This window comes from Dietzia sp. SL131, assembly GCF_026672565.1.
Taxonomy (GTDB): Bacteria; Actinomycetota; Actinomycetes; order Mycobacteriales; family Mycobacteriaceae; genus Dietzia; species Dietzia kunjamensis.
The window spans coordinates 2,168,517-2,189,925 of the sequence record NZ_JAPPRI010000003.1; the positions used below are offsets into that span (position 1 = coordinate 2,168,517).

At 70.7% G+C, this 21,409-nt stretch carries 20 protein-coding genes; 7 read left to right on the top strand and 13 right to left on the bottom strand.

Annotation, left to right across the window (positions count from 1 at the left end):
* Positions 1–494 precede the first annotated feature (494 nt).
* Positions 495–1,508 (top strand): cytochrome P450, encoded by a 1,014-nt coding sequence (locus OVA21_RS11045; protein WP_268092416.1) that lies wholly within the window; start codon positions 495–497, stop codon positions 1,506–1,508.
* A 107-nt stretch (positions 1,509–1,615) separates the two neighbouring features.
* Here the strand turns inward: OVA21_RS11045 and OVA21_RS11050 are convergent, their stop codons facing one another.
* The 4 genes from OVA21_RS11050 to OVA21_RS11065 are packed head-to-tail and all read right to left on the bottom strand — an operon-like array spanning position 1,616 to position 6,121.
* Positions 1,616–2,479: a LuxR C-terminal-related transcriptional regulator gene (locus tag OVA21_RS11050; protein WP_132063006.1), complete on the bottom strand. Its 864-nt coding sequence runs from the start codon at positions 2,477–2,479 to the stop codon at positions 1,616–1,618.
* Between the two features lie 25 nt (positions 2,480–2,504).
* Positions 2,505–3,389, bottom strand: a complete 885-nt coding sequence (mmsB, locus tag OVA21_RS11055; RefSeq protein ID WP_120284398.1) for a 3-hydroxyisobutyrate dehydrogenase — start codon at positions 3,387–3,389, stop codon at positions 2,505–2,507.
* A 14-nt stretch (positions 3,390–3,403) separates the two neighbouring features.
* On the bottom strand, positions 3,404–4,567 hold the full coding sequence (locus OVA21_RS11060; protein WP_268092417.1) for an acyl-CoA dehydrogenase family protein: 1,164 nt from the start codon (positions 4,565–4,567) through the stop codon (positions 3,404–3,406).
* 27 nt (positions 4,568–4,594) lie between these two features.
* Positions 4,595–6,121, bottom strand: coding sequence for a CoA-acylating methylmalonate-semialdehyde dehydrogenase (locus OVA21_RS11065; RefSeq protein ID WP_268092418.1), 1,527 nt, complete (start codon positions 6,119–6,121; stop codon positions 4,595–4,597).
* A 208-nt stretch (positions 6,122–6,329) separates the two neighbouring features.
* Between OVA21_RS11065 and OVA21_RS11070 the strand changes: the two genes are divergently transcribed.
* Positions 6,330–8,066 carry an AMP-binding protein gene (locus OVA21_RS11070; RefSeq protein WP_268092419.1) on the top strand — a complete coding sequence of 579 codons (1,737 nt, stop codon included), beginning with the start codon at positions 6,330–6,332 and terminating at the stop codon, positions 8,064–8,066.
* Between the two features lie 111 nt (positions 8,067–8,177).
* On the opposite strand, the gene OVA21_RS11075 is transcribed toward OVA21_RS11070, so the two are convergent.
* The 9 genes from OVA21_RS11075 to OVA21_RS11120 all read right to left on the bottom strand — a co-directional run bounded on the left by OVA21_RS11075 (position 8,178) and on the right by OVA21_RS11120 (position 16,837).
* Positions 8,178–9,053: an SDR family NAD(P)-dependent oxidoreductase gene (locus OVA21_RS11075; protein ID WP_268092420.1), complete on the bottom strand. Its 876-nt coding sequence runs from the start codon at positions 9,051–9,053 to the stop codon at positions 8,178–8,180.
* Positions 9,050–10,690, bottom strand: a complete 1,641-nt coding sequence (locus OVA21_RS11080) for an AMP-binding protein (protein WP_096907053.1) — start codon at positions 10,688–10,690, stop codon at positions 9,050–9,052. The genes OVA21_RS11075 and OVA21_RS11080 overlap by 4 nt, the downstream gene beginning before the upstream one ends.
* 58 nt (positions 10,691–10,748) lie before the next feature.
* Positions 10,749–12,023, bottom strand: coding sequence for a hypothetical protein (locus OVA21_RS11085; RefSeq protein ID WP_096907052.1), 1,275 nt, complete (start codon positions 12,021–12,023; stop codon positions 10,749–10,751).
* Between the two features lie 5 nt (positions 12,024–12,028).
* Positions 12,029–12,604 (bottom strand): hypothetical protein, encoded by a 576-nt coding sequence (locus OVA21_RS11095; protein ID WP_096907051.1) that lies wholly within the window; start codon positions 12,602–12,604, stop codon positions 12,029–12,031.
* 1 nt (position 12,605) lies between these two features.
* Entirely contained in the window at positions 12,606–12,857 is a 252-nt protein-coding gene (locus OVA21_RS11100) for a ferredoxin (protein ID WP_371606999.1), read from the bottom strand.
* On the bottom strand, positions 12,857–14,155 hold the full coding sequence (locus tag OVA21_RS11105) for a cytochrome P450 (protein WP_096907521.1): 1,299 nt from the start codon (positions 14,153–14,155) through the stop codon (positions 12,857–12,859). Before OVA21_RS11105 ends, OVA21_RS11100 begins: the two co-directional genes overlap by 1 nt.
* Before the next feature lie 92 nt (positions 14,156–14,247).
* Positions 14,248–15,042: an SDR family oxidoreductase gene (locus OVA21_RS11110; RefSeq protein WP_096907050.1), complete on the bottom strand. Its 795-nt coding sequence runs from the start codon at positions 15,040–15,042 to the stop codon at positions 14,248–14,250.
* Entirely contained in the window at positions 15,042–16,256 is a 1,215-nt protein-coding gene (locus OVA21_RS11115; protein WP_096907049.1) for a cytochrome P450, read from the bottom strand. The genes OVA21_RS11110 and OVA21_RS11115 overlap by 1 nt, the downstream gene beginning before the upstream one ends.
* An 8-nt stretch (positions 16,257–16,264) precedes the next feature.
* Complete coding sequence (locus OVA21_RS11120) at positions 16,265–16,837, bottom strand: TetR/AcrR family transcriptional regulator (RefSeq protein ID WP_096907048.1); 573 nt, start codon at positions 16,835–16,837, stop codon at positions 16,265–16,267.
* 89 nt (positions 16,838–16,926) lie between these two features.
* Here OVA21_RS11120 and OVA21_RS11125 point away from each other — a divergent pair, with 89 nt between their 5' ends.
* From OVA21_RS11125 to OVA21_RS11145, 5 genes are all read left to right on the top strand, one after another.
* On the top strand, positions 16,927–18,402 hold the full coding sequence (locus tag OVA21_RS11125; protein ID WP_096907047.1) for an aldehyde dehydrogenase: 1,476 nt from the start codon (positions 16,927–16,929) through the stop codon (positions 18,400–18,402).
* Positions 18,403–18,523: 121 nt separating this feature from the next.
* The gene (locus tag OVA21_RS11130; RefSeq protein WP_096907046.1) at positions 18,524–19,276 is read left to right on the top strand and encodes an SDR family oxidoreductase; all 753 of its coding nucleotides are present in this window, start codon (positions 18,524–18,526) and stop codon (positions 19,274–19,276) included.
* The gene (locus tag OVA21_RS11135) at positions 19,273–20,322 is read left to right on the top strand and encodes an NAD(P)-dependent oxidoreductase (protein WP_096907045.1); all 1,050 of its coding nucleotides are present in this window, start codon (positions 19,273–19,275) and stop codon (positions 20,320–20,322) included. Before OVA21_RS11130 ends, OVA21_RS11135 begins: the two co-directional genes overlap by 4 nt.
* A complete protein-coding gene (locus OVA21_RS11140) occupies positions 20,319–20,717 on the top strand; it encodes a carboxymuconolactone decarboxylase family protein (protein ID WP_253702067.1) in 399 nt (132 codons plus the stop codon). The genes OVA21_RS11135 and OVA21_RS11140 overlap by 4 nt, the downstream gene beginning before the upstream one ends.
* A 24-nt stretch (positions 20,718–20,741) precedes the next feature.
* A complete protein-coding gene (locus OVA21_RS11145; RefSeq protein ID WP_096907044.1) occupies positions 20,742–21,401 on the top strand; it encodes a class I SAM-dependent methyltransferase in 660 nt (219 codons plus the stop codon).
* Positions 21,402–21,409: the final 8 nt, after the last annotated feature.

Below are 21,409 nucleotides of genomic sequence, written 5' to 3' on the forward strand. Positions count from 1 at the left end.
CGGGTGATCGCCGACGCATCAACGTCGATTGAGGAAAAAGTATGTGACTGGGGCCACACCCGATACACCCGAAAGTGGATGGTCGGTGATCTGGATCACGTCACGGCCGGGCGAACCCGGCACCGCCGGACCGACTGCGCAACGCTGCGGGTGCCCCTGGGGTGACGGGCGAGACGCCGACCACGAGTCCGACGGAGCGCGCCCGATGCCTCGACCCACCCCACGAGTGATCAGCGACCAGTCCCTCGACTTCCTCCGGTCCGGATACCTCTTCGCCTCGCGGGTGCGGCAGCGCGCGGGGGTCTCCCCCGATTCGCAGGCCCCTGTCCGACTGCGGCTCATGGGACGCAGCGCCGTTCTGTTGCGGGGCGTGGAGGGCGTACGGAGCTTCTACGACGCCGACAAGGTGGAGCGCGACGGCGCCATGCCCGGGTTCATCCGGTTCCCCTTTTCGGCCCGGCGCGGTCCACGGACTCGACGGGTGCGCGCACGAGGTGCGCAGGAACGCGCTGGCCGACATGGCTTACGACGACGAGCGCGCCGCACAGTTCCCCGAACTCGTCGCCGACGAGCTCGAGGGGATGCTCGGCGACTGGGCGCGCAGCGGTGCCGGCACGGTGTACGGCGGCACCACCACGGCGTTCGGTCGGACGGCATTCCGCCGGGCGGACCCACCGCTCACTCCGTCGGAAACCGATCGCCGGGCCCGCCAGATGAACAGGCTGCTCGACTCGTTCGGCCGCATCGCGACCAATCCGGTCGGCGAGGTCGAACGCGTCCGGTTGGACACCTGGGCCACCGGCCTGATCCGCGGTGCGGGCCGGCGGACTGCGCGCGGAACCCGAGTCGGTCCGGGCGGCCATGGCCAATCTGCGGGACCCGACGGCGCTGCAGTCGACGACCGGGCCGCCGCCGTGGAACTGCAGAACCTCACCCGCCCGACGGTGGCGGTGGCGCGATTCGCCGCGTTCGCGGCAGTGGCACTGACGGAGAATCCCGGGTGGGCCGCACGGATCCGGGAGGCCTCGTCGGCCGCGTGTCGACTCTCCGACATCCCGGAAGCCGTCGCGTTCGCCCAGGAGGTCCGGCGGGTCTACCCGTTCGTGCCGATGCTGCCGGCGATGGCCACCTCGGATTTCGAGGTGCACGGATGCCCGGTGCACAGGGGCGAACGGGTGCTGTTGGATCTCCTCGGCACCGACACCGATCCCAACCACTGGGACGACGCCTCGACGTTCGACCCCGAGAGGTTCATGGGGGTCGCAGACGCCGAGAAGCTCGAGGCGTTCGTCCCGCAGGGCGGGGCGGGTGTCCGCACCGGACACCGTTGCCCCGGCGAGAAGCTCGCGGTGGCCGCCCTGTCCGCCGCGGTGGCCGCGCTGTGCCGTCCGGAGGTGCGCATCAGTCGGGATCCCGACGATCTCACCTTCCCGTGGACGAGGATGCTCACCCGTCCCGCGACGGGCGTGCGGGTCGCGTGGCAGGACCGGGAGACCGCGGCGCCGTAGAACCGCCCTAGCCAGCGCGTCGGCGCGCGACGAGAAGAGCGTTCCGCACACTGCCCTCGGGCGATGTGTGCGGAACGCTCTTCGCGACGCGGGGCGGTCGGGTCGACTCAGGGCAGCACGCCGAGGAGCCGGGCGCGCGCCACGGACTCCATCCGCGACCGCGTGCCGAGCTTGGTGCCGATGTTGCGAAGGTACGCCTTGATGGTCTCCGGCGACAGCGACAACCGCGCCCCCACCTCGGCGTTCGAGCAGCCGAGCGCGACCTGGGCCAGCACGTCGATCTCGCGCGGCGAGAGCACCGACTTCGCGGGTACCGGGATGTCCCCGGCGTCGGGCGCCCGTCCCACGCCGGCGAGAGCGGACCCGGCGGCCAGGAGACGATCGCGCAGGGCCGGGTCGCCCAGCTCCGCAGCGATCGCCCGCAGCTCTCCGTGGAGGACCCGCAGCTGCTCGCGGTCCGCGGCCTCGAAGCCGACGGAGTGTTCCGCGGCGGCGAGGTCCGCCATCCGCAGCCGGCGGTCGACCTCGTCCCTGACCTGGAACTCGGCGGCCAGGTCCGAGGCGACCGAGTTGAACGTCTTGACGACGTGGTCGCCGAGCTGCGTGGCCACCCGGGCCGACCCGTAGAGGATCGTCCGCGCGACGCCGGAGACCATCACCGGCACCGAGATGATGGCCCGCAGACCCTCCTGCTCCACCGCATCGGCGTAGTCGCGGGTGATGGCCGAGCACTCCTCGTAGTCGCGGACCGTGGCGGGACGCCCCGACGCCATGACGTGCCCACCGAGCCCGCGCCCCTTGGCCACGGCCAGACCCTGCATGGAGTTCGTGCGGGCGCCGATGAAGCGGGTGAGCTTCGCCGTCTCGCCGTCGGCCTGCCCCGCGAACACGATCGGCAGCGCGGACTCCTGCCGCGCGCGGCGCAAGGCTCCGAGGACGGCGTCCGAATCACTGGGTCGAAGGGTGGTCATGGTCAGCTCCCGAGAGTGGAGACGGTCAGCTCCGCGCGGAATCGCGGATGCTGGTGATGATGGCGCTGAAGTCCTTGCCACCGTTGTCCTGCGCGAACTCGTCGTACAGGGCCGCGGCCGCCGCACCGAGCGGCGCGACCGTACCGGTGCTCTCCAGCGCGGCCAGGGCCAGTCCCAGATCCTTGTTCATCAGGGCCGTGGCGAAGCCGGGCGTGAAGTCGTTGTTCGCCGGGGAGGTGGGCACCGGGCCGGGCACGGGGCAGTTGGTGTGAAGGGCCCAGCTGTTGCCGGTCGCCCCGGTGACGACGTCGTACAGGGCCTGGTGCTCGAGCCCCAGCCGCTCCGCGAGCACGAACGCCTCGCCGATCGCGATCTGGTGGACGGCCAGCACCATGTTGTTGCAGACCTTGGCGGCCTGGCCGGCCCCCGCGGCGCCGCAGTGGATGACCTTGCCCGCCATGGGCTCGAGCACCGGCTGCGCCGCGGCGAAGGCCTCGTCCTCCCCGCCCACCATGAACGCCAGCGTCCCCGCGGTCGCGCCCTTCACCCCGCCCGAGACCGGGGCGTCCACCTGGAGCATCCCCGCCTCGACGGCCTTGGCGTGCACCGCCCGGGCGTCGTCGACCGAGATGGTGGACGAGTCGATGAACAGCGTTCCAGCCTCCGCCTCACCCAGGACGTCGTCGTAGGTCGAGGTGACCAGCGCGCCGTTGGGGAGCATCGTGATGACGACCGCGGCACCACGGACCGCCTCGGCCGGCGTCCCGCACACGGTCACACCGGCCGAACGCGCGGCTTCCTGCGCCGCGGCGACCGGGTCGAAACCGCGAACCTCGTGGCCGGCGCCGACCAGGTTGGCAGCCATGGGACCTCCCATGTTGCCCAGGCCGAGGAAAGCGACGGTCGGCAGTTCGTTGGTCATTCCTACGCTCCCAGTCCGCGCGCGGCGACGGCCCTGCCGACGACGACGCGCATGATCTCGTTCGTGCCCTCAAGGATGCGGTGCACCCGCAGATCCCGCACGATCTTCTCGATTCCGTATTCGGATAGATACCCGTAGCCGCCGAACAGCTGCAGCGACCGGTCGGCGATGTCGAAGCAGCGGTCGGTGACGAACAGCTTCGCCATGGCACACAGCTCGACGTGGTCCGGCTCCTTGGCATCCAACGCGGCGGCGGCGCGCCACAGCAGGAGCCGACTGGCCTCCAGCTCGGTGGCCAGCTCGGCCAGGGTGAACCGGATGGTCGGCTCGTCGATGAGCGCACCCCCGAACGCCTCGCGGTCCCGCACGTGGGCCACGGCCCGCGAGTACGCCTCCTGGGCTCCACCCAGCGAGCAGGCGGCGATGTTGATGCGCCCACCGTTGAGTCCGCGCATCGCGATGGTGAAGCCGAGCCCCTCCCCGCCGGAGTCCGCGCCGCCGATGAGGTTCGCGGCCGGAACCCGGACGCCTTCCATGATCACCTGCGCCGTCGGCTGGGCGTTCCAGCCCATCTTCCGCTCGTCGGGGCCGAAGCTCAGCCCGTCCGAGTCGGCCGGGACCAGGAACGCCGAGATGCCCTTGGCCCCGGCGTCCCCGGTCCGCGCCATCACCAGGTAGACGTCCGACTGGCCGCCGCCGGAGATGAACTGCTTGGTGCCGGTGAGCACATAGTGGTCGCCGTCCCGGACCGCCTTCGTCCGCAGCGCCGCCGCATCCGAGCCCGCGCCAGGCTCGGTCAGGCAGTAGCTGGCGAACAGCTCCATCGACGCCAGCCGCGGGATCCACTCGCGCCGCTGCTCGTCGGTGCCGAACTCGTCGACCATCCACACGCACATGTTGTGGATCGACAGGTACGCCGCCACCGACGGGCACCCGCGCGCGAGCTGCTCGAAGATGCGGACGCCGTCCAGGCGACGCATGCCGCTGCCCCCGACGTCCTCCGAGACATAGATCGCGCCCATGCCCATCCCGGCGGCCTCGCGCAGGACGTCCTTGGGGAAGTGGTGGGTCTCGTCCCACTCTTGCGCCATGGGCCCGACCCGCTTGTCCGAGAAGTCGCGTGCGGCGTCGACGATGACCTTGTCGTCGTCATCAAGGGTGAACATGGGTGTTCCTCTCCTGGGGCGAGCCGGTCAGTCCATCGTGGGGATGTTGAAGTCGGCCCCGTCCTTGATCCCCGAGGGCCACCGCTGCGTGACCGTCTTGACCTTGGAGTAGAACTTGATCGACTCCGGGCCGTGCTGGTTGAGGTCCCCGAAGCCGGACTTCTTCCAGCCGCCGAACGTGTGGTAGGCGATCGGCACCGGGATCGGGACGTTCACGCCGACCATGCCCACCTCGACGCGGGAGACGAACTCGCGGGCCGCGTCACCGTCGCGGGTGAAGATGGCCACGCCGTTGCCGTACTCGTGGTCGCTGGGCAGCGCGAGGGCCTCCTCGAAGTCCTTGGCGTGGACGATGGTGAGGACCGGGCCGAAGATCTCGTCGGTGTAGACGCTCATGTCGGTGGTGACCTTGTCCAGCAGGGTCGGCCCCACGTAGTAGCCGCCCGAGATGTCCTCGCCGTTGAAGGAGTCGGTGTAGGCGCCCACGCCGCGGCCGTCGACGAGCACGTCCGCGCCCGCGTCCGCACCCTGGGAGATGTAGTCGAGCACGCGCTCCTTGGACTCCGGGGTCACCAGCGGGCCGTAGTCGGACTGCGGATCGTGGCTGTGGCCGACCTTGAGCTCCTTGACCTTGGGCAGGAGCTTCTCGATCAGCTTCTCGGCGGTGCCCTCACCGACCGGCACGGCCACCGAGATCGCCATGCAGCGCTCGCCGGCGGAACCGAAACCGGCCCCGACCAGGGCATCCGCGACCTGGTCCATGTCGGCGTCCGGCATGATGATCGCGTGGTTCTTGGCGCCACCGAAGCACTGGGCGCGCTTCCCGGTGCGCGCGGCGTTCTCGTAGATGTACTGCGCGATCGGGGTCGAGCCGACGAAGCCGACCGCCTGGATCGTGTCGTTGTTCAGGATGGCGTCCACGGCCTCCTTGTCGCCGTGCACCACCTGGAAGATGCCGTCCGGCAGACCGGCCTCGGTGAAGAGCTCCGCGAGGCGGACCGGCACCGACGGGTCGCGCTCGGACGGCTTGAGGACGAACGCGTTGCCGCACGCGATGGCCGGGCCGGCCTTCCACAGCGGGATCATGGCCGGGAAGTTGAACGGCGTGATGCCGGCGACGACGCCGAGCGGCTGGCGCATGGAGTAGACGTCCACGCCGGTGCCGGCGTTCTCGGTGTACTCGCCCTTGAGCAGGTGCGGGATGCCGATCGCGAACTCGATGACCTCGAGGCCGCGCTGGATGTCGCCCTTCGCGTCCGGGGTGGTCTTGCCGTGCTCGATCGCCAGCAGCTCCGCGAGCTCCTGCATGTTCTGGTTGACCAGGTCGACGAACCGCATGAGCACTCGAGCCCGCTTCTGCGGGTTCTGCGCGGCCCACGCCTTCTGCGCGGCGGCGGCCTTGGCGATGACGTCGTCGACCTCGGCCGTCGTGGCCAGCGGCACGACCGCCTGCGCCTTACCCGTGCTGGGGTTGAGCACCTCCTGGGTGCGTCCGCCCGTGGCCGCGACGCGCGCGCCGTTGATGTAGTGCTCGACCTGCCTGAGATCCGACATGAACGTCCCTTCCTCAGTGGGGCGGCGCGCTGTTCTCGCCCGCTCACCCCTGTCCCGTGATGCCCATCACCATATACTTGCAACTCCTAGTAATCCATAGCCGGGCCCCGGTCGACCCCGGACCCTCCCCTTTCGGGTGTACCGCCAGCCCTCGCGGCAGCCTTACTGTGAGCTGACTCACTCATACGTTCCGTCGACAGGAGCATCCATGCCCCCGCTGCCCACCGAGGCCACCGTCCGGTTCCGCGCCGCCCGCGACTTCCTCCAGGCACACGCGCTGGACTACGACGCCGCGCGGGACGGATTCGCCTGGCCCGAACTCGACGAGTGGAACTGGGCCCTGAACTGGTTCGACGTCCAGGCCGAGGGCAACGACGACCCCGCCCTGTGGATCGTCGAGGAGAACGACGGCGGCGGTGCACCCACGGAGGCCAAGTACTCGTTCGACGAGGTGCGGATCCGATCCGACCGCACGGCCAACTGGTTGCGGGAGCGGGGGGTCGAGCCCGGTGACCGCATCCTGCTCATGCTCGCCAACCAGGTCGAGCTCTGGGACGTCATGCTGGCGGTGATCAAGCTCGGTGCCGTGGTCATCCCGGCCACCACGCTGCTCGCCGAGGGCGACCTGCGGGACCGCATCGCGCGCGGCGGCATCAAGCACGTCATCGCGCGCGGCGAGCTGGCCGAGCGCTTCGCCGACATCTCCGGTGACTACCAGCGCATCTCGGTCGGCGGGGACGAGCGGGGTGGCGCGCCGGAGGGCTGGACCGACCTGGCCGGAGCGATGGACGCCTCCCCCGACTTCGAACCGACCCACACCACCCACGCCGACGACACCCTGCTCCTGTACTTCACCTCCGGCACCACCAGCAAGCCCAAGCTCGTCGAGCACACGCACGCCTCCTACCCGGCGGGTCACCTGTCGACCATGTACTGGATCGGCCTCCAGCCCGGCGACGTCCACCTCAACGTCTCCTCCCCCGGCTGGGCCAAGCACGCCTGGTCGAACGTCTTCACCCCGTGGATCGCCGGGTCGTGCGTGTTCATCTACAACTACTCGCGCTTCGACGCCGCGGCGATGATGCGCGAGATGGACCGCTGCGGCGTGACGAGCCTGTGCTGCCCCCCGACCGTGTGGCGGATGCTCATCCAGGCCGACCTGACCCAGCTGCAGGTCCCGCCCCGCCTGGCGGTGGGCGCGGGCGAGCCGCTCAACCCCGAGGTCATCGGCCGGGTCCGGGACGCGTGGGGGGTGACGATCCGCGACGGGTTCGGCCAGACCGAGACCACCGTGCAGATCGCCAACACCCCGGGCCAGCCCATCAAGGACGGCTCGATGGGCCGGCCGTGCCCCGGCTTCGACGTGGTGCTGGTCGACCCGGCCACCGGGCAGGAGGTCGCCGGCGACGGCGCGGAGGGCGAGATCTGCCTGAGCCTCGATCCCCGCCCGCTGGGACTGATGGTCGGTTACCACGGTGATGCCGAGCGCACCGACGCCGCCTACGCGGACGGCTTCTACCACACCGGTGACGTGGGGTCCCGGGACGCGGAGGGTTACATCACCTACGTCGGGCGCACCGACGACGTGTTCAAGTCCTCCGACTACCGGATCTCGCCGTTCGAGCTGGAATCGGTGCTGCTCGAGCACCCGGCCGTCGCCGAGGCCGCCGTCGTCCCCTCCCCTGACCCGGTGCGGCTGAGCGTGCCCAAGGCCTTCGTCGTCCTGGCCGGCGGCTGGGAGCCCACCGAGGCCACGGCGCGCGAGATCTTCGAGTACTCGCGCACCCACCTGGCCGGCTACAAGCGGGTCCGGCGCCTGCAGTTCACCGACCTGCCCAAGACAATCTCCGGCAAGATCAGGCGGGTGGAGCTGCGCCGCGGCGAGGTCGACAACGGTCCGTCGGTGGACTTCCCCGGTGAGTTCCGCGAGGACGCACTGCGCTGACGGTGGACGCCGTCCGGGGCGTGCGAGGACGGGCGACGACGACGAGGTGGTCGTCCCCGTCCGGTGCGCGGTCCGCGGGCGGCCGCCACGCGACGCGGGTCCCGAGGCGGCTCACGTCCGGAGGAGGCCGTCGATCTCCTCGGGCGTCCACGGCGCATGCGAGTGGAAATCGCGGTACGCCAGGATCTGCGCCTCCGGCGTGGGGAATCGTCCGACGAAGCCGCCCGATCCGGCGAAGACTCCCCCGGTGATCCCCGCGGAGAGGTCGGAGACGAGATAGGTGTAGAGGGGTGCGACGTACTCCGGGCCCGCCGGGTCCAGTGCCCCGGCCACACTCAGCTCGTCGAGCATTCCCCGGCGCCCCAGGTCCCGGATCTGCTCCTCGTAGGCCCCCCCACTGGACAGACGGGTGCGCGCGCCGGGGCACACGACGTTCGCCCGGACCCCGTGCTCGGCCAGTTCCGCCGCGATCGCCATGGTGAGTGAGGTGACGGCGCCCTTGCCGGCCGGGTAGCCGGTCCCGCCGTAGTCGCCCTTCCAGGCGAACGACGACGTGGTGACGATCGCACCCGTTCCCGCCTCCACCAGGTGTGGCGCGAAGACGCGACACGGGGCGAACACAGTGCCCAGGTGGGCGTCGATGAGGTCGGCGAAGTCGGCGTGGGACACCGTGAGCATCGACGACCCCGCCGGTTCGGGCACCCCGGCGCACGTGATGAGCCCGCCCACGACCGAGTCCCCCTCCCTCGCCCGGGCGAGCAGCTCCTCGGCGACGGCGGGCTCGTGCGCCGACCCGGCGACGCCGCGGATCCGGCCGGTCGACCGTGCCGCGAGGTCGTCGACGTGCTCGGCCAGCGCCCGTGGATCCCGGCCGTTGAGCACGACGTCGGCGCCGCGGGCCGCCAGGTCCTCGGCCACCGCGGCCCCGATCCCGCGAGAGGATCCGGTGACGGCGTACGCCCGCCCGCCCAGGTGGAGCGCGGTCACTGCCGGCGGTCGTGGTCTGGTCCACGGGCGGCGAGGGTCCGCTTGGCCCACCCGTAGTCCGTCTTGCTGCTGGGGTGCCGCTCCACCTTGTCGACGACCCAGAACGCGACCGGGATCTTGAACCCTGCCAGGGTCGCGCGCAGCGCCTCCTCCAGGGCTGCGAAATCCCCGGTGTGGCCGTCATCCCACTGGAGCACCGCCCCGACCCGGTGGCCGAACCGCTCGTCGGGCACGCCCAGCGCCACGGCGTCCTGCACGCCCTCGGCGGCCTTGAGCGCCGACTCGACCTCCTCGGCGAAGATCTTCTCGCCACCGGAGTTGATCACCTGGCTGCCCCGGCCGAGCATGATGATCGTGTCCGGGCCGTCGTACCTGCCGCGATCGCCGGTGAAGACCCGCCGGGTCCCGGCGATCTCGCGGAACGTCTCCGCCGACTTGGCGGCGTCCTTGTAGTAGCCACTGGGCTGGTAGCCGGCCTTGACGATCCAGCCGATCTCGGTGGAGTCGTCGGGCAGCGGCTCGTCGAAGTCGTCCACCAGTTGCAGGCCGCTGCCCCGGGGGATGCGGGGGCCGTGGTCTGCGAACAGGGACCCGTCGTCGACGTTCGCCCTCGTCACGACTCCCAGGCCGCCGAAGCCGCTCTCGGACGACCCGAACGCGTCCATGATCATGAGATCGGGGCGTAGCTCGAAGAGTTCGGCCTTGACCGACGGCGAGAACAAGGCCGCACCGGAGCTGACCATGAACACGCTCGAGGTGTCGGCACCGGTGTTGCGCATCCGTTCGAGCATCGGCCGCACCATGGCGTCGCCGGCGAGGACGACGATCTGGATCTTCTCGCTCTCGATCTCCTCGAGCACGTCGTCCGCCCGGAAGTGCGGCAGGTAGTGGCACGTGCCCCCGGAGAACAGCGCGGTGAACGAGGGCATGAGCCCGGAGGTGTGGATGAGCGGGAGCAGCACGAGATAGCGTGCGGGGTCCCCGCCCAGTCCGGCACGGGACTGGTGGTACTCGTCGGGCACCGGCTCCCCGGTGTAGTAATCACTGCCGCCGCCGAGGCTGCGCCACAGGTCCTCCTGCCGCCACATCACGCCCTTCGGCTTGCCGGTGGTACCGCCCGTGAAGACGAGGAACAGGTCGTCCGCACTGCGTTCAGCCGGTGCCCGGTCCGGCGAGGCCGCGGCGAGGAGCTCCCGGGCGTCGAGCGTGCCGGACGGCAGCTCCCCCGCCCCGGATCCGTCCTCGACCACGATGAGGTGACGCAGCCGCTCCGCGTCCCCGACCGCACCCGCCACCGCCGGGGTGAACTCGCGATGGAAGACCAGGGCGCAGGAGTCGGAGTAGTCGTACAGGTACCCCAGCTCGGATCCCGCGTAGCGGTAGTTGATGCTGACGGCCACGGCGCGGAGCTTGAGGACGCCGAGGAACAGCGCGATGCAGTCCACCCCGTTGCGCAGGTGGATCGCCACGTGATCGCCGGGACCCACCCCCCGGGAGGCCAGCCCGTCCGCCCACCGATTGGCCTCGGCCTCCAGGTCCGCGTACGTGAGCCGGCGGTCGTCCTCCACCACCGCGAGCCGGTCGCGTCCGTACGCGTCGACCGCGTGCTCGAAGAGATCTGCCAGGGTGTGTGCCATTGCGGGGTCCTCCGGGGCGGGCTACTCGGGTGGAGCGGACTCGTCGGGTGGGGTCGGTTCAGACGGGGGTGATGGGGAGCGGGGTGCGGGTGGGTCCGAAGGTGAACGCCGCGCCGGTGCTGATGCGGGTGACGGCGACCTCCTCGCCCTCCGTGGCCGGCTCGTCGCCCAACCGCAGGACCGCCTCCACGTGCGAGCCGTCCGTCGGGACTCGCTCCACGGTCCAGTGCGGGTCGACGGCCTGCGCGGCGGCGGCGAGGGGCCGGAGTCCGTCGCGGGCGAGCAGCGGGAGCCAGGTGTCGTCGGCGAACCCGTCGGCGGCGGTGTCCCAGCGGACTTTCAGCTCGGTACCGTCCGCGGACACCTCCGATGAGTAGCCGGTGTAGGCGGTCGGCCCCGCCATCGGGTGCAGATCGAGCACGGTGGCGAGGCCGAGCGTGTCGGGGCCCACGCCCAGGACCTCGCGGATCCGTCCCGCCGCGACACCGGCGATGCCGGTGGCCTGATAGGCGAGGAGCCGGTCGGCGGTCTCGGTGTCCGACCGACGCCGCACCGACTGGTGGAAACCGACGGCGAGCAGGTGCATCTGGAGATAGACCTCGCGGGTGATCCGGATGAGTGCGGCGGAGGTGAACTCGGTGAAGACCAGGTCGGTCAGCAGTGGTCCCGCGTAGTCGTCGCGCGGGCCCTCGCCGGCGGTGTCCCGGGGCGCCGGGGGGTCGAACCGGAAGCCGATGATCCGGCTGGACGCGGACTCGAGCGCGGGTCCGGGCACCGGGAACGGCTCGCCGTCCGGGTCGATCCGCACCCGCCAGTGGCAGTGCGGGGTGCGGCCCTCCGGGGCGCGGGGCGGGCGGTGGATGGGTTCGACGACCGCGAGCGGGTTGGTGGCCAGCGCGGTGGCGGGAAAGGTGGGGTCCTCGATGTCGTGGCACATGGTGGTGACCAGCCGGTCCCCCATCGGCTCGACGTCCATGAGGGCGCCGCAGTGGTCCAGCCAGAACTCACCGTTGTCGTGGTCGGTCACCGAGTACCGGAAGTCCATGAACTCCGGCGGGGCGCCGACGTCCAGTTGGAAGCCCTTGAAGATCTCGGCGACCCCGTCGCCGGTGATCGACAGTGCGTCCTTCATGCGGCGGGCGTAGTGGGGACTGGCGGCCTGCCACTCCTCGATCGCCACGTCCCTCATGCCGTCGACGCCGAACTCGCCGAGCAGGGCCGGCATGCCGGCCCGGTCGATGAGCTGGCCGATGAGCAGCAGGTCGGGCAGGAGCCGGGCGAGCGTGGCGTGGTCGAGGGCGTCCAGGGGATCGGGCGGCGGGGAGATGCTCACGGGACTCAGACCTCCTCCGGGGAGGAGACCGGCCACAGCGGGGCCGGGCTGTCCTCGATGCGGTACCACCCCGCCGGCTTGTCGCCGGCCGCCTCGAACCGCTGCTTCATGGAATCGGTGAGTGCGTCGGCCTCGTACATGCGCATGAACAGGTCGACGACGTTGCCGAAGTCGAAGAAGTCGCGGTGCCACGCCCACTGCTGGTTCCCGTTGTAGAGGAACCACGATCCGCCCAGACCGTGGACCTCGTACGGCTCGCCCGTCTTGGGGTCGACCGTGTCGCGCGCGATCTGCTTCCACAGGCACAACACGTCCCCGGTCTCCGGGTCGATGATCGTGCGGATGTACGGGTACTCCCAGCCGTCGAGTCCGGCCATCTCCTGCCCGAGCGCGATGTCGCGGATCTCGTCCCGGCCGACCGCCATGAAGTCGTCCTTGGTGCCGTAGTTCCACCCGTAGGTGGCGTCCTCGGCGTAGAAGTCGGCCAGCGGCGTCCAGTCCTTGTTCCGCTCGCACTCCGCGTTGGCCTCGATCCAGCGCTCCACGAACTCGGCGATCTCGGCGCGGTCGTATCGGGTCACGTCACTCACTCCTGGGGCTCTCTTGCGTGGGGTCTGGGGTGTCGACCAGGCGCAGTGCCTGTGTCGGGCAGTACTTGACGGCGGCCTTGACGGCCTCGAGTTGGCTGTCGGGTATCCGGCCCCGCTTGGCCCGTACCTTCGCCTCGGGCCCCTTGGGCACCGTGAACCATTCGGGCGCCTCGGCCTGACACTCGGCGTGGGCCTGGCACAGGTCGAAGTCGACCTCGACCCGCATCGGCGACTCCCCGCCCATCAGCGCCGCCTCCTCCGGTAGCGGACGGTGCACGGCTGGGCCAGCTGGACGACCATCTTCGAGTGGTCGTTGTGGTAGCTCTCCGCCGGCTGGGCGAGCTCGAACTCGAACTCCCGCAACAGGACCGAGAAGATGGCCTTGATCTGCAGCTGGGCGAACGCCGCGCCCACGCAGCGGTGCCTGCCGGCGCCGAAGGGGATCCAGGTCCAGCGGTTGACGATGTCCTCCTGCCGCGGTTCCGCGTACCGGTCCGGGTCGAACGCGTCCGCGTCGGGAAAGTCCTCCGGCAGCCGGTTGGACACCGCCGGCGAGGCGGCGACGGTCTGGCCGGCGTGGACGACGTAGTCCCCGATCCGCACGTCCTCCTGGGCGACGCGCATGAGGATGATGAGCGGCGGGTGGAGCCGCAGCGTCTCCTTGAGGGCGTTCTCCACCTTGGGCATCTGGCGCAGTGCGCCGAAGCTGTACTCGGCCCCGTCCGCGTACACCTCGTCGAGTTCCGCCACGACCTGCGAGAGGTACTCGGGATGCTTGAGCAGTTCGATGAGCATCCAGGCGCTCGTCCCCGAGGTCGTGTGGTGCCCGGCGAACATCATCGAGATGAAGATGCCGGTGACCTCGTCCGGGGTGAACCGGTGCGTGCCGTCGTCGTTCTTCACCGAGACCAGCACGTCGAGCAGGTCCCGGTCCTCCTTGTCGGCGGGCGGGTTGGCGACGCGGTCGTCCATGATCGCGGAGACGAGCTCGACCAGCCCGGCGCGGGCCTCGTCACGCTTGCGGAACGCGGGGATGTCGGCGTAGGCGTCGATGTAGGCGTGGGGGTCGGTCCCCTGTTCCAGGTCGTGGTACAGGTGGGCGAACCGGGAATCGAGCTGCTCGCGGAACTTGGGGCCGATGAGGCACGCCGACGAGGTGTAGATGGTGAGTTCGGAGAACCACTCGAGCAGGTCGATCTCGCCCTCGTCGCCCCACTCGGCCACCATGCGCTGGACCTCGTGCGGGATGGTGACGGCGTGCTGGCGCATGTGGTCACCGCGCAGCGCGGTGTTGTGGAGCATCTCCGAGCGGCGCTCGGGGCTGGCGTCGAAGACGACGCCCTCACCGAACACCGGGGTCATGAAGGGGTAGGCGGCCGCCTGGTCCAGCGCCTCGTCGGGCGCCCGGAAGAACGCCTCGTTCGCGGCGGCACCCGAGGCCAGGCAGATGTCGCGGTCGGCGATCCGGAACACGCCCAGGTCGCCGCACTCCTGTCGGACCCGCCAGAACAGGCTGATCGGGTCGGTGCGTAGCTCGTCCATGTGGCCGAGTTCGCCCTCTCCGCCGGACACGCGCTGCGGCTCGTCCAGGCCCGAGAAGTCGGTGGGCTCGTCTGTGGAACTGTCGATGCTGGTCACGAGTAGTCCTCCTCGATGGGGGCCTCCGGCTGGATCTCCAGCTCGGTGATCTGGGCGCCGCGGGGCATGGACACCATGGCGGTGACCCCGCGCGCGAGGTCGGCGGGTTTGCACATCCGGGGATGACGACCGAATCCGTGCCTCACCCATTCGTTGATGACGGCCTCGGCCGTGTCCTGGTCGAAGTCCGTGCCCATCTCGGTCATCACCGGACCGGGCCGGACCACGCCGAGCCGCACCCCGGTGCCCTCGAGCTCCCGGCGGGCCTGCTTGGCCATGGTCTCCAGTCCGGCCTTGGCCGCCACGTACGCGCCGGAGCGCGGCCGGGCCGTGTAGGCCACGTCGGAGCCGATGAGCACGACGTCCCCGCGGCGGCGGTCGATCATGCCGGGCAGTACCGCGTGCAGCAGGCGGTGGACGGCGAGCAGGTGGATGTCGATTTGGGCGGCGAAGTCGTCCGGGTCCATCTCCCAGACCCGCGCCATCTTCAGGCTCCCCGCGCTGGAGACCAGCACCTCTGCGGGGCCGTACGCATCGGCAGCCGCGGCGACGAACCCGGCGACGGAGTCGGCGTCGGTGACGTCGACCTCCCGGGCCGTGGCCTCGCCCCCGGCCTCGCGGATGGTGCGCACCAGGTCGTCGAGCCGATCCGCGCGGCGCGCGCCCACGACGACCGGGTGCCCGAGTGCCGCGAGGGACTCGGCACTCGCGCGGCCGATGCCCGAGGAGGCGCCGGTGACCAGGGCTGGACGTTCGGAGGCGTCCGGGTGGGACGGGAACCGCAGGCTCATCAGCGCGCCACCTCGACCCGCATGGGCAGATGGGCGAAGCCGCGGACGTTGGAGGAGTGGACGCGCTCGGCCCCGGGGAGCAGTTCGTAGCCGGTGATCGTGCGGGCGATCATGTCCAGCGCGATGCGGCCCTCGAGCCGGGCGAGGTGCGCCCCCAGACAGAAGTGGGGTCCCTGACCGAAACTCAGGCTCGCCGTGGTGTCCCGCGCGAGATCGAAGGCGTCGCCGCGGTCGAAGACCTCCTCGTCGCGGTTCGCGGACCCGATGAGCAACAGGACCTTCTGGTCGGCGGGGATGGTGACACCCTGGACCGTGGCGGGCTCGGTGGTGGTACGCAGGACCATCTGACTCGAGGTGTCGAAGCGCAGCGTCTCCTCAACCCAGGCCGGCGCCAGGGCGGGATCGTCGAGCACGGCCCGCGACTGGCCGGGGTACTCGTGGCCCCAGAACAGGGCGTTGGCCAGAAGCTTGGTCGTGGTCTCGTTGCCGGCCACCACCATGAGGAACAGGAAGGACAGGATCTCGTCGTCGTCCAGCTTCTCGCCGTCGATCTCGGCATCGAGCAGTGCGGAGGTGAGGTCCTCGGTCCGGGCGGTACGACGCTCGGCGACCATCCCCTGGTAGTAGGTGATGAGGTCGAGCGCGGCCACCATGGAGTCCTCCGGCACGTCCTGCACGCCCTCCTCGCGGTGCATGACGAGGTCGGCCAGCCGACGCAGTTCGGCCCGGTCGACCTCCGGTACGCCCATGAGATCCGAGATGACGTCCATGGGCAGCTTGCCCGCGTAGTCGTCGACGAAGTCGATGGTCTCCCCGTCTCGGGACCGTGCCAGGCACTCGTCCCAGTACTGCCGCGAGATCCTCGAGATCCCGTCGGACAGGGCGTCCACGCGCCTGGAGGTGAACCCCTTGCTCACCAGTTTGCGCAGGCGGGCGTGGCGGGGATCGTCCATCGCGAGGAAGGACATCGTCTTGTAGGCGTGCGGCCCGTACGCGGCGGGGTCCAGCGAGACCCCCATGGCGTTGGAGAACACGTCCGGCGCGCGGAACGCCTCGCGGACGTCCGCGTGCCTGCTCAGCGCCCAGAAGTCGAGGTCCGGGTTGTGGTAGACGGGCGCCTCGGCGCGGAGACGGGCGTAGAACGGGTAGGGATCCTCGTGCACCGCGTAGTCGTACGGGCTGAACACGAGCGGAGCGGGCGTCGCGGTGGTCATCTCAGGGGTCACCTCAGGATCAGTCGTGCTGCGGATTCGATCGCGTCTGCCATGTCCGAGTAGGAGCCGTAGCCCATGCCCGCCCGGACGAGTGCCCCGGCGTAGACCATCTCCAGCGCCTGGACCACCTCGTCGTCGTTCCGGTCCCCCAACGCCGCCACGAGGCGACGCCGGATGTCGGCACCGATCCGGACCCGCAGGTGGGAGACCTCGGGGTCGTCGCCCAACAGGGCGGCGGTGACGGCCGACGACAGTTCCGGTTCGTCGGCGAGGAGGAGCGCGACGTCGCGCAACACGGCGACCACCCGGTCTGCGGTGGAGCCACCGTCGGCGGCCTCGGTCACGTGGTCGTCCAGACGGCGCCAGAACACCTCCGCGATGAGGTGGCCCTTGGAGGAGAAGTACGTGTAGGCGGTCGCCGGTGCGACGCCGGCCCTGGCGGCCACGGCACGGACGGCCAGGCCCCCGGGACCCTTCTCCCGCAGCACCTCGACCGCCGCGCTGGTCAGGCGGTCGACGGTCTCGGCCTGCTGGCCGTTGAGCCTGCGCCGCGTCGATTCGAACCGAAGATCACTGGACATGTGTCTGGACAGTACACCACCGTCCGGACTATCGTCTAGACAGCTGTCCACCCATTCTGGATCGATCCACCGCGACGGAAGGCTCCGAAGTGACGACGAGCATCACCGACACCGCCCCCCTGCTGATCGGCGGTGAGCTGCGACCCGCGACCGGGGGCGCCACGTTCGACGTCCTCAACCCGGCCACCGAGGAGGTCATCGGCCGGGCCGCCGACGCCGGGCGCGAGGACATGGACGCGGCCATCGCCGCCGCGCGCACCGCGTTCGACACCACCGACTGGTCCTGGGACCACGCGTTCCGTGCGCGGTGCCTGCGCCAGCTCCGCGATGCACTTCAGGGACACATCGAGGAGCTGCGGGCACTGACCATCGCCGAGGTCGGCGCGCCCCACATGTTCACGACCGGCCCCCAGCTGGAGGGGCCCGTCGCGGACCTGGGCTGGCTCGCCGACCTGGTGGAGGCCTACGAGTGGGTCACCGAGCTCGGGGAGTCCGAGATCATGGGCGTGCGCTCCAACCGCTCGACCCGGCGCGAGGCGGTCGGCGTGGTCGGCGCCATCACCCCGTGGAACTTCCCCAACCAGATCAACTTCGCCAAGATCGGCCCCGCGCTGGCCGCCGGCTGCACCGTGGTGCTCAAGCCCGCCCCCGACACCCCGCTCATCGCCGCGGCCGTGGCCCGGATCGCCGCCGAGGAGACGGACATCCCCGCCGGCGTACTCAACGTGGTCTCGTCGTCCGACCACGGCCTCGGCGAACAGCTGACCACCGACCCGCGCGTCGACCTGGTCTCCTTCACCGGATCCACCGCGACCGGCAAGAAGATCATGGCCGCCGCCGCCGAGACGCTGAAGAAGGTCTTCCTCGAGCTCGGCGGCAAGTCCGCCGCCGTTGTGCTGGACGACGCCGACCTGAACTCGGCGTGCTTCATGACGGCCCTCAACGCGTGTACGCACGCCGGACAGGGCTGCGCACTGACCACCCGCCTCGTCGTGCCCCGCGAGAGGTACGACGAGGCGGTCGAGGCGGCCAAGGGCGCCATGGCGGCGTTCGCCCCGAAGGACCCCAACGACCCGGGTGCCTTCTGCGGCCCGGTCATCTCCGCCGTCCAGCGCGAGCGCATCGAGGGTTACATCGCCCTGGCGCGCCAGGAAGGCGGCACCATCGAGATCGGTGGCGGCCGCCCCACCGGCGAGGGCATGGAGCGCGGGTTCTGGGTGGAGCCGACCCTCATCTCCGGTCTCGACAACTCGGCGCGGGTGGCACAGGAGGAGATCTTCGGCCCCGTCCTGGTGGTCATCCCCCACGATGGCGATTCCGATGCGATCCGGATCGCCAACGACTCCCCCTACGGACTGTCCGGAGCCGTGTGGGGCACCGACCCCGAGCGGATCGAGAAGGTCGTGGCCGGCATCCGCACCGGCACCCTCGGCGTCAACGGCGGCCAGTGGTACGGCGCCGACGTGCCGTTCGGCGGGTACAAGCAGTCGGGCATCGGCCGCGAGATGGGCCGCGAGGGCTTCGAGGAGTACCTCGAGATCAAGTCCGTCGCCACCCCGGCCTGAGGCCCCGGACAGCACCGGAGAGCCCGGGCACCCGGCACCACTGGCCCGGCACCTGGCCCCACACCACTCACCAGCACCACCCCATCCAGCATCACCACGCCGACAGGAAGAGACACACGACATGGGACGTTTCGACGGTAGGACCGCCATCGTGACCGGAGCCGCCGGCGGCATCGGCGAGGAGTACGCCAAGGCCCTCGCGGCCGAGGGCGCGAACGTGGTGGTCGCCGACGTGTCGACCGAGAACGGGGAGCGCGTCGCCGCGGACATCGTCGCCGCGGGCGGCCGGGCGGTCTTCCGGCACACGGACGTCTCCGACCCCGACTCGGCCAACGCCTGCGCCGAGGCCGCAGTCGAGGAGTTCGGCCGCCTGGACATCCTGGTCAACAACGCCGCGATCTTCGGCGGCATGAAGCTCGACTTCCTCATCACCGTGCCGTGGGACTACTACGAGAAGTTCATGTCGGTGAACCTCAACGGTCAGCTGCTCATGGTCCGCGCCTGCTGGGAGAAGATGGCCGCCGCCGGCGGTGGCGCGATCGTCAACCAGTCCTCCACCGCGGCGTGGCTGTACTCGGGCTTCTACGGCCTGGCCAAGGTCGGCGTCAACGGCCTCACCCAGCAACTCGCCACCGAGCTGGGCGGCTCGAACATCCGCATCAACGCCATCGCTCCCGGGCCGATCGACACCGAGGCCAACCGCTCCTCGACCCCGCAGTCGATCGTCAAGGAGATGGTCGACAAGCTGCCCATCAAGCGCATGGGTCAGCCGGAGGACCTGGTGGGGATGCTGCTGTTCCTGCTGTCGGACGAGGCGTCGTGGATCACCGGGCAGATCTTCAACGTCGACGGCGGACAGATCATCCGGTCATGAGCGGACATCCGATCACGAGCGACCCGGCCCCGGCCCCCGAACAGGACCCCGCACCCGGGATCGGCCCCGGCGGTCCCGGCGACTCCCCCGCCCCGGTCGGGTTCATCGGCCTGGGCAACATGGGTGCGCCGATCGCGAAGCGCCTCCTGGCCTGGCCGGGCGGGCTCGTGGTGTGCGACGTGCGCCCGGAGACGACCGAGCCGTTCGTCGTCGAGGGCGCCACCGCCGCCGCCACCGGCGCCGAGGTCGCCCGCACGGCGCGCCTGGTGTCGGTGACGGTGCTGGACGACGCCCAGGTGCGTGACGTCGTCGACGGACCCGAGGGGATCCTGCGCACCGCCGCACCGGGGACCGTGATCGCGGTCCACTCCACCATCGCCGACTCGACGGCTGTTGAGCTGGCCGAGGTGTGTGCGGCCGCCGGGGTCCACCTGGTGGACGCGCCGGTGTCGGGTGGCGCGCAGGGGGCGGAATCGGGTCAGCTCGCCGTGATGGTCGGTGCGCCGCGCGAGGTCTACGAGGCGTGCAAGCCGGTGTTCGCGCTGTGGGCGGGCATGCCCGTGCACGCCGGGGAAGTGGGTGCGGGCACGCGGATGAAACTGGCCCGCAACCTCCTGCACTTCATCTCGTTCACCGCCACCGCCGAGGCCTCCCGGCTGGCCGAGGCCGCGGGCATCGACATCACCAAGCTGGGCCGGGTGGTCCGCCACACCGACGCCATCACCGGCGGCGCCGGGGCCGTGATGCTGCGGGACACCACCGCGCCGATCGCGGCCGACGACTTCTGGCACGGCGTGTTCACCCACGTCCGTGGCCTGGGCGAGAAGGACCTGTCCCTCGCCCTGGGACTGGCCGACCGGCTGGGTGTGGACCTGCCCCTGGGCACCATCGCGCTGCGCGACCTGGGCACCGGGTTCGGTGTCGGGCCGGGTGAGCTCGCCCGCTGCGCGGACGTCCGTGCGGCGGGCGGTGTGTCCGGCGATGCGGGCGGGACCGGACGAGACCACGACGACGACCACGACGACGACGACGAGGAGAACCGATGAGCGACGCCGCGGACGCCGGGATGAGCCCGGAGCGCGAGCACGGTCTGGCCATGATGACCGAGGTGTACGGCTTCGAGATGTCCGACGGGCCGGGTGATTACTTCGCCGAGACCGCGGACCACCTGTTCGGCAGGATCTGGTCCCGCCCGGGCCTGAGTCACCGCGATCGCCGGTTGCTGCTCCTGGGGGCGCTGACGGCCCAGGGCAACACCGACATCGCGGACATCCAGGTGGGGGCGGCGCTCGGCAACGACGAGCTGACGCCCGAGGAACTGGAGGAGATCGTGGTGTTCCTCTGCTACTACGCGGGTTGGCCCAACGGGACCAAACTCGGCAACGTGGTGGGCCCGCACGTGGCGCGTGCCCGCAAGGCCGCCCGCCGCGCCGAGGGCTGAGGGGCGGGCGCTAGGTTGAAACCCATGACCGCACCCGAGATCGAACCCGCGCTGCTCGCCGTAGCGCTCGCCGCCCCCGGCTTCATGCCGCTGGAGGAGGGCATCACCTTGTACGACATCGCCTGCGAGTTCCTGGGCGACGGTGTGGGCGTGGAGATCGGCACCTACTGCGGCCGCTCCACCGTGTTCCTCGGCGCGGCCGCCCGCGTGACCGGCGGCAGCATCGTCACCGTGGACCACCACCGCGGTTCCGAGGAGCACCAGCCCGGCTGGGAGTACCACGACACCTCGCTGGTGGACGCGCACACCGGCCGCCTGGAGACACTCGGCGCGTTCCGCCACACCATGTGGGACGCCCGGCTCGACGACGTGGTGACCGCCGCGGTGGGCACGTCGACCCAGGTTGCACGCGTCTGGGGCAGGCCCGCGTCGTTCGTCTTCATCGACGGAGGCCACTCCTCCGAGGCGGCGCAGGCCGACTACGAGGGCTGGGCCCCGTGGGTGGAGATCGGCGGGGCGCTGCTCATCCACGACGTGTTCCCGAACCCGGAGGACGGTGGCCGTCCCCCGTACGAGATCTACTGCCGCGCGCTCGAGTCGGGCCAGTTCACCGAGGTCCGGGCCGTGGACTCGCTGCGCGTGCTGCGCCGCGACTCCGGCGAGGTCGGCGCGCCGATGCCCTGAGCCCCCAA

Bases quoted from the DNA above. Each gene is read 5' to 3' on its own strand.
- OVA21_RS11050 (WP_132063006.1), bottom strand. From the start codon at position 2,479: ATGACCACCCTTCGACCCAGTGATTCGGACGCCGTCCTCGGAGCCTTG.
- OVA21_RS11060 (WP_268092417.1), bottom strand. From the start codon at position 4,567: ATGTTCACCCTTGATGACGACGACAAGGTCATCGTCGACGCCGCACGC.
- OVA21_RS11065 (WP_268092418.1), bottom strand. From the start codon at position 6,121: ATGTCGGATCTCAGGCAGGTCGAGCACTACATCAACGGCGCGCGCGTC.
- OVA21_RS11070 (WP_268092419.1), top strand. From the start codon at position 6,330: ATGCCCCCGCTGCCCACCGAGGCCACCGTCCGGTTCCGCGCCGCCCGC.
- OVA21_RS11080 (WP_096907053.1), bottom strand. From the start codon at position 10,690: ATGGCACACACCCTGGCAGATCTCTTCGAGCACGCGGTCGACGCGTAC.
- OVA21_RS11100 (WP_371606999.1), bottom strand. From the start codon at position 12,857: ATGGGCGGGGAGTCGCCGATGCGGGTCGAGGTCGACTTCGACCTGTGC.
- OVA21_RS11105 (WP_096907521.1), bottom strand. From the start codon at position 14,155: ATGGACGAGCTACGCACCGACCCGATCAGCCTGTTCTGGCGGGTCCGA.
- OVA21_RS11110 (WP_096907050.1), bottom strand. From the start codon at position 15,042: ATGAGCCTGCGGTTCCCGTCCCACCCGGACGCCTCCGAACGTCCAGCC.
- OVA21_RS11115 (WP_096907049.1), bottom strand. From the start codon at position 16,256: ATGACCACCGCGACGCCCGCTCCGCTCGTGTTCAGCCCGTACGACTAC.
- OVA21_RS11120 (WP_096907048.1), bottom strand. From the start codon at position 16,837: ATGTCCAGTGATCTTCGGTTCGAATCGACGCGGCGCAGGCTCAACGGC.
- OVA21_RS11130 (WP_096907046.1), top strand. From the start codon at position 18,524: ATGGGACGTTTCGACGGTAGGACCGCCATCGTGACCGGAGCCGCCGGC.
- OVA21_RS11135 (WP_096907045.1), top strand. From the start codon at position 19,273: ATGAGCGGACATCCGATCACGAGCGACCCGGCCCCGGCCCCCGAACAG.
- OVA21_RS11140 (WP_253702067.1), top strand. From the start codon at position 20,319: ATGAGCGACGCCGCGGACGCCGGGATGAGCCCGGAGCGCGAGCACGGT.
- OVA21_RS11145 (WP_096907044.1), top strand. From the start codon at position 20,742: ATGACCGCACCCGAGATCGAACCCGCGCTGCTCGCCGTAGCGCTCGCC.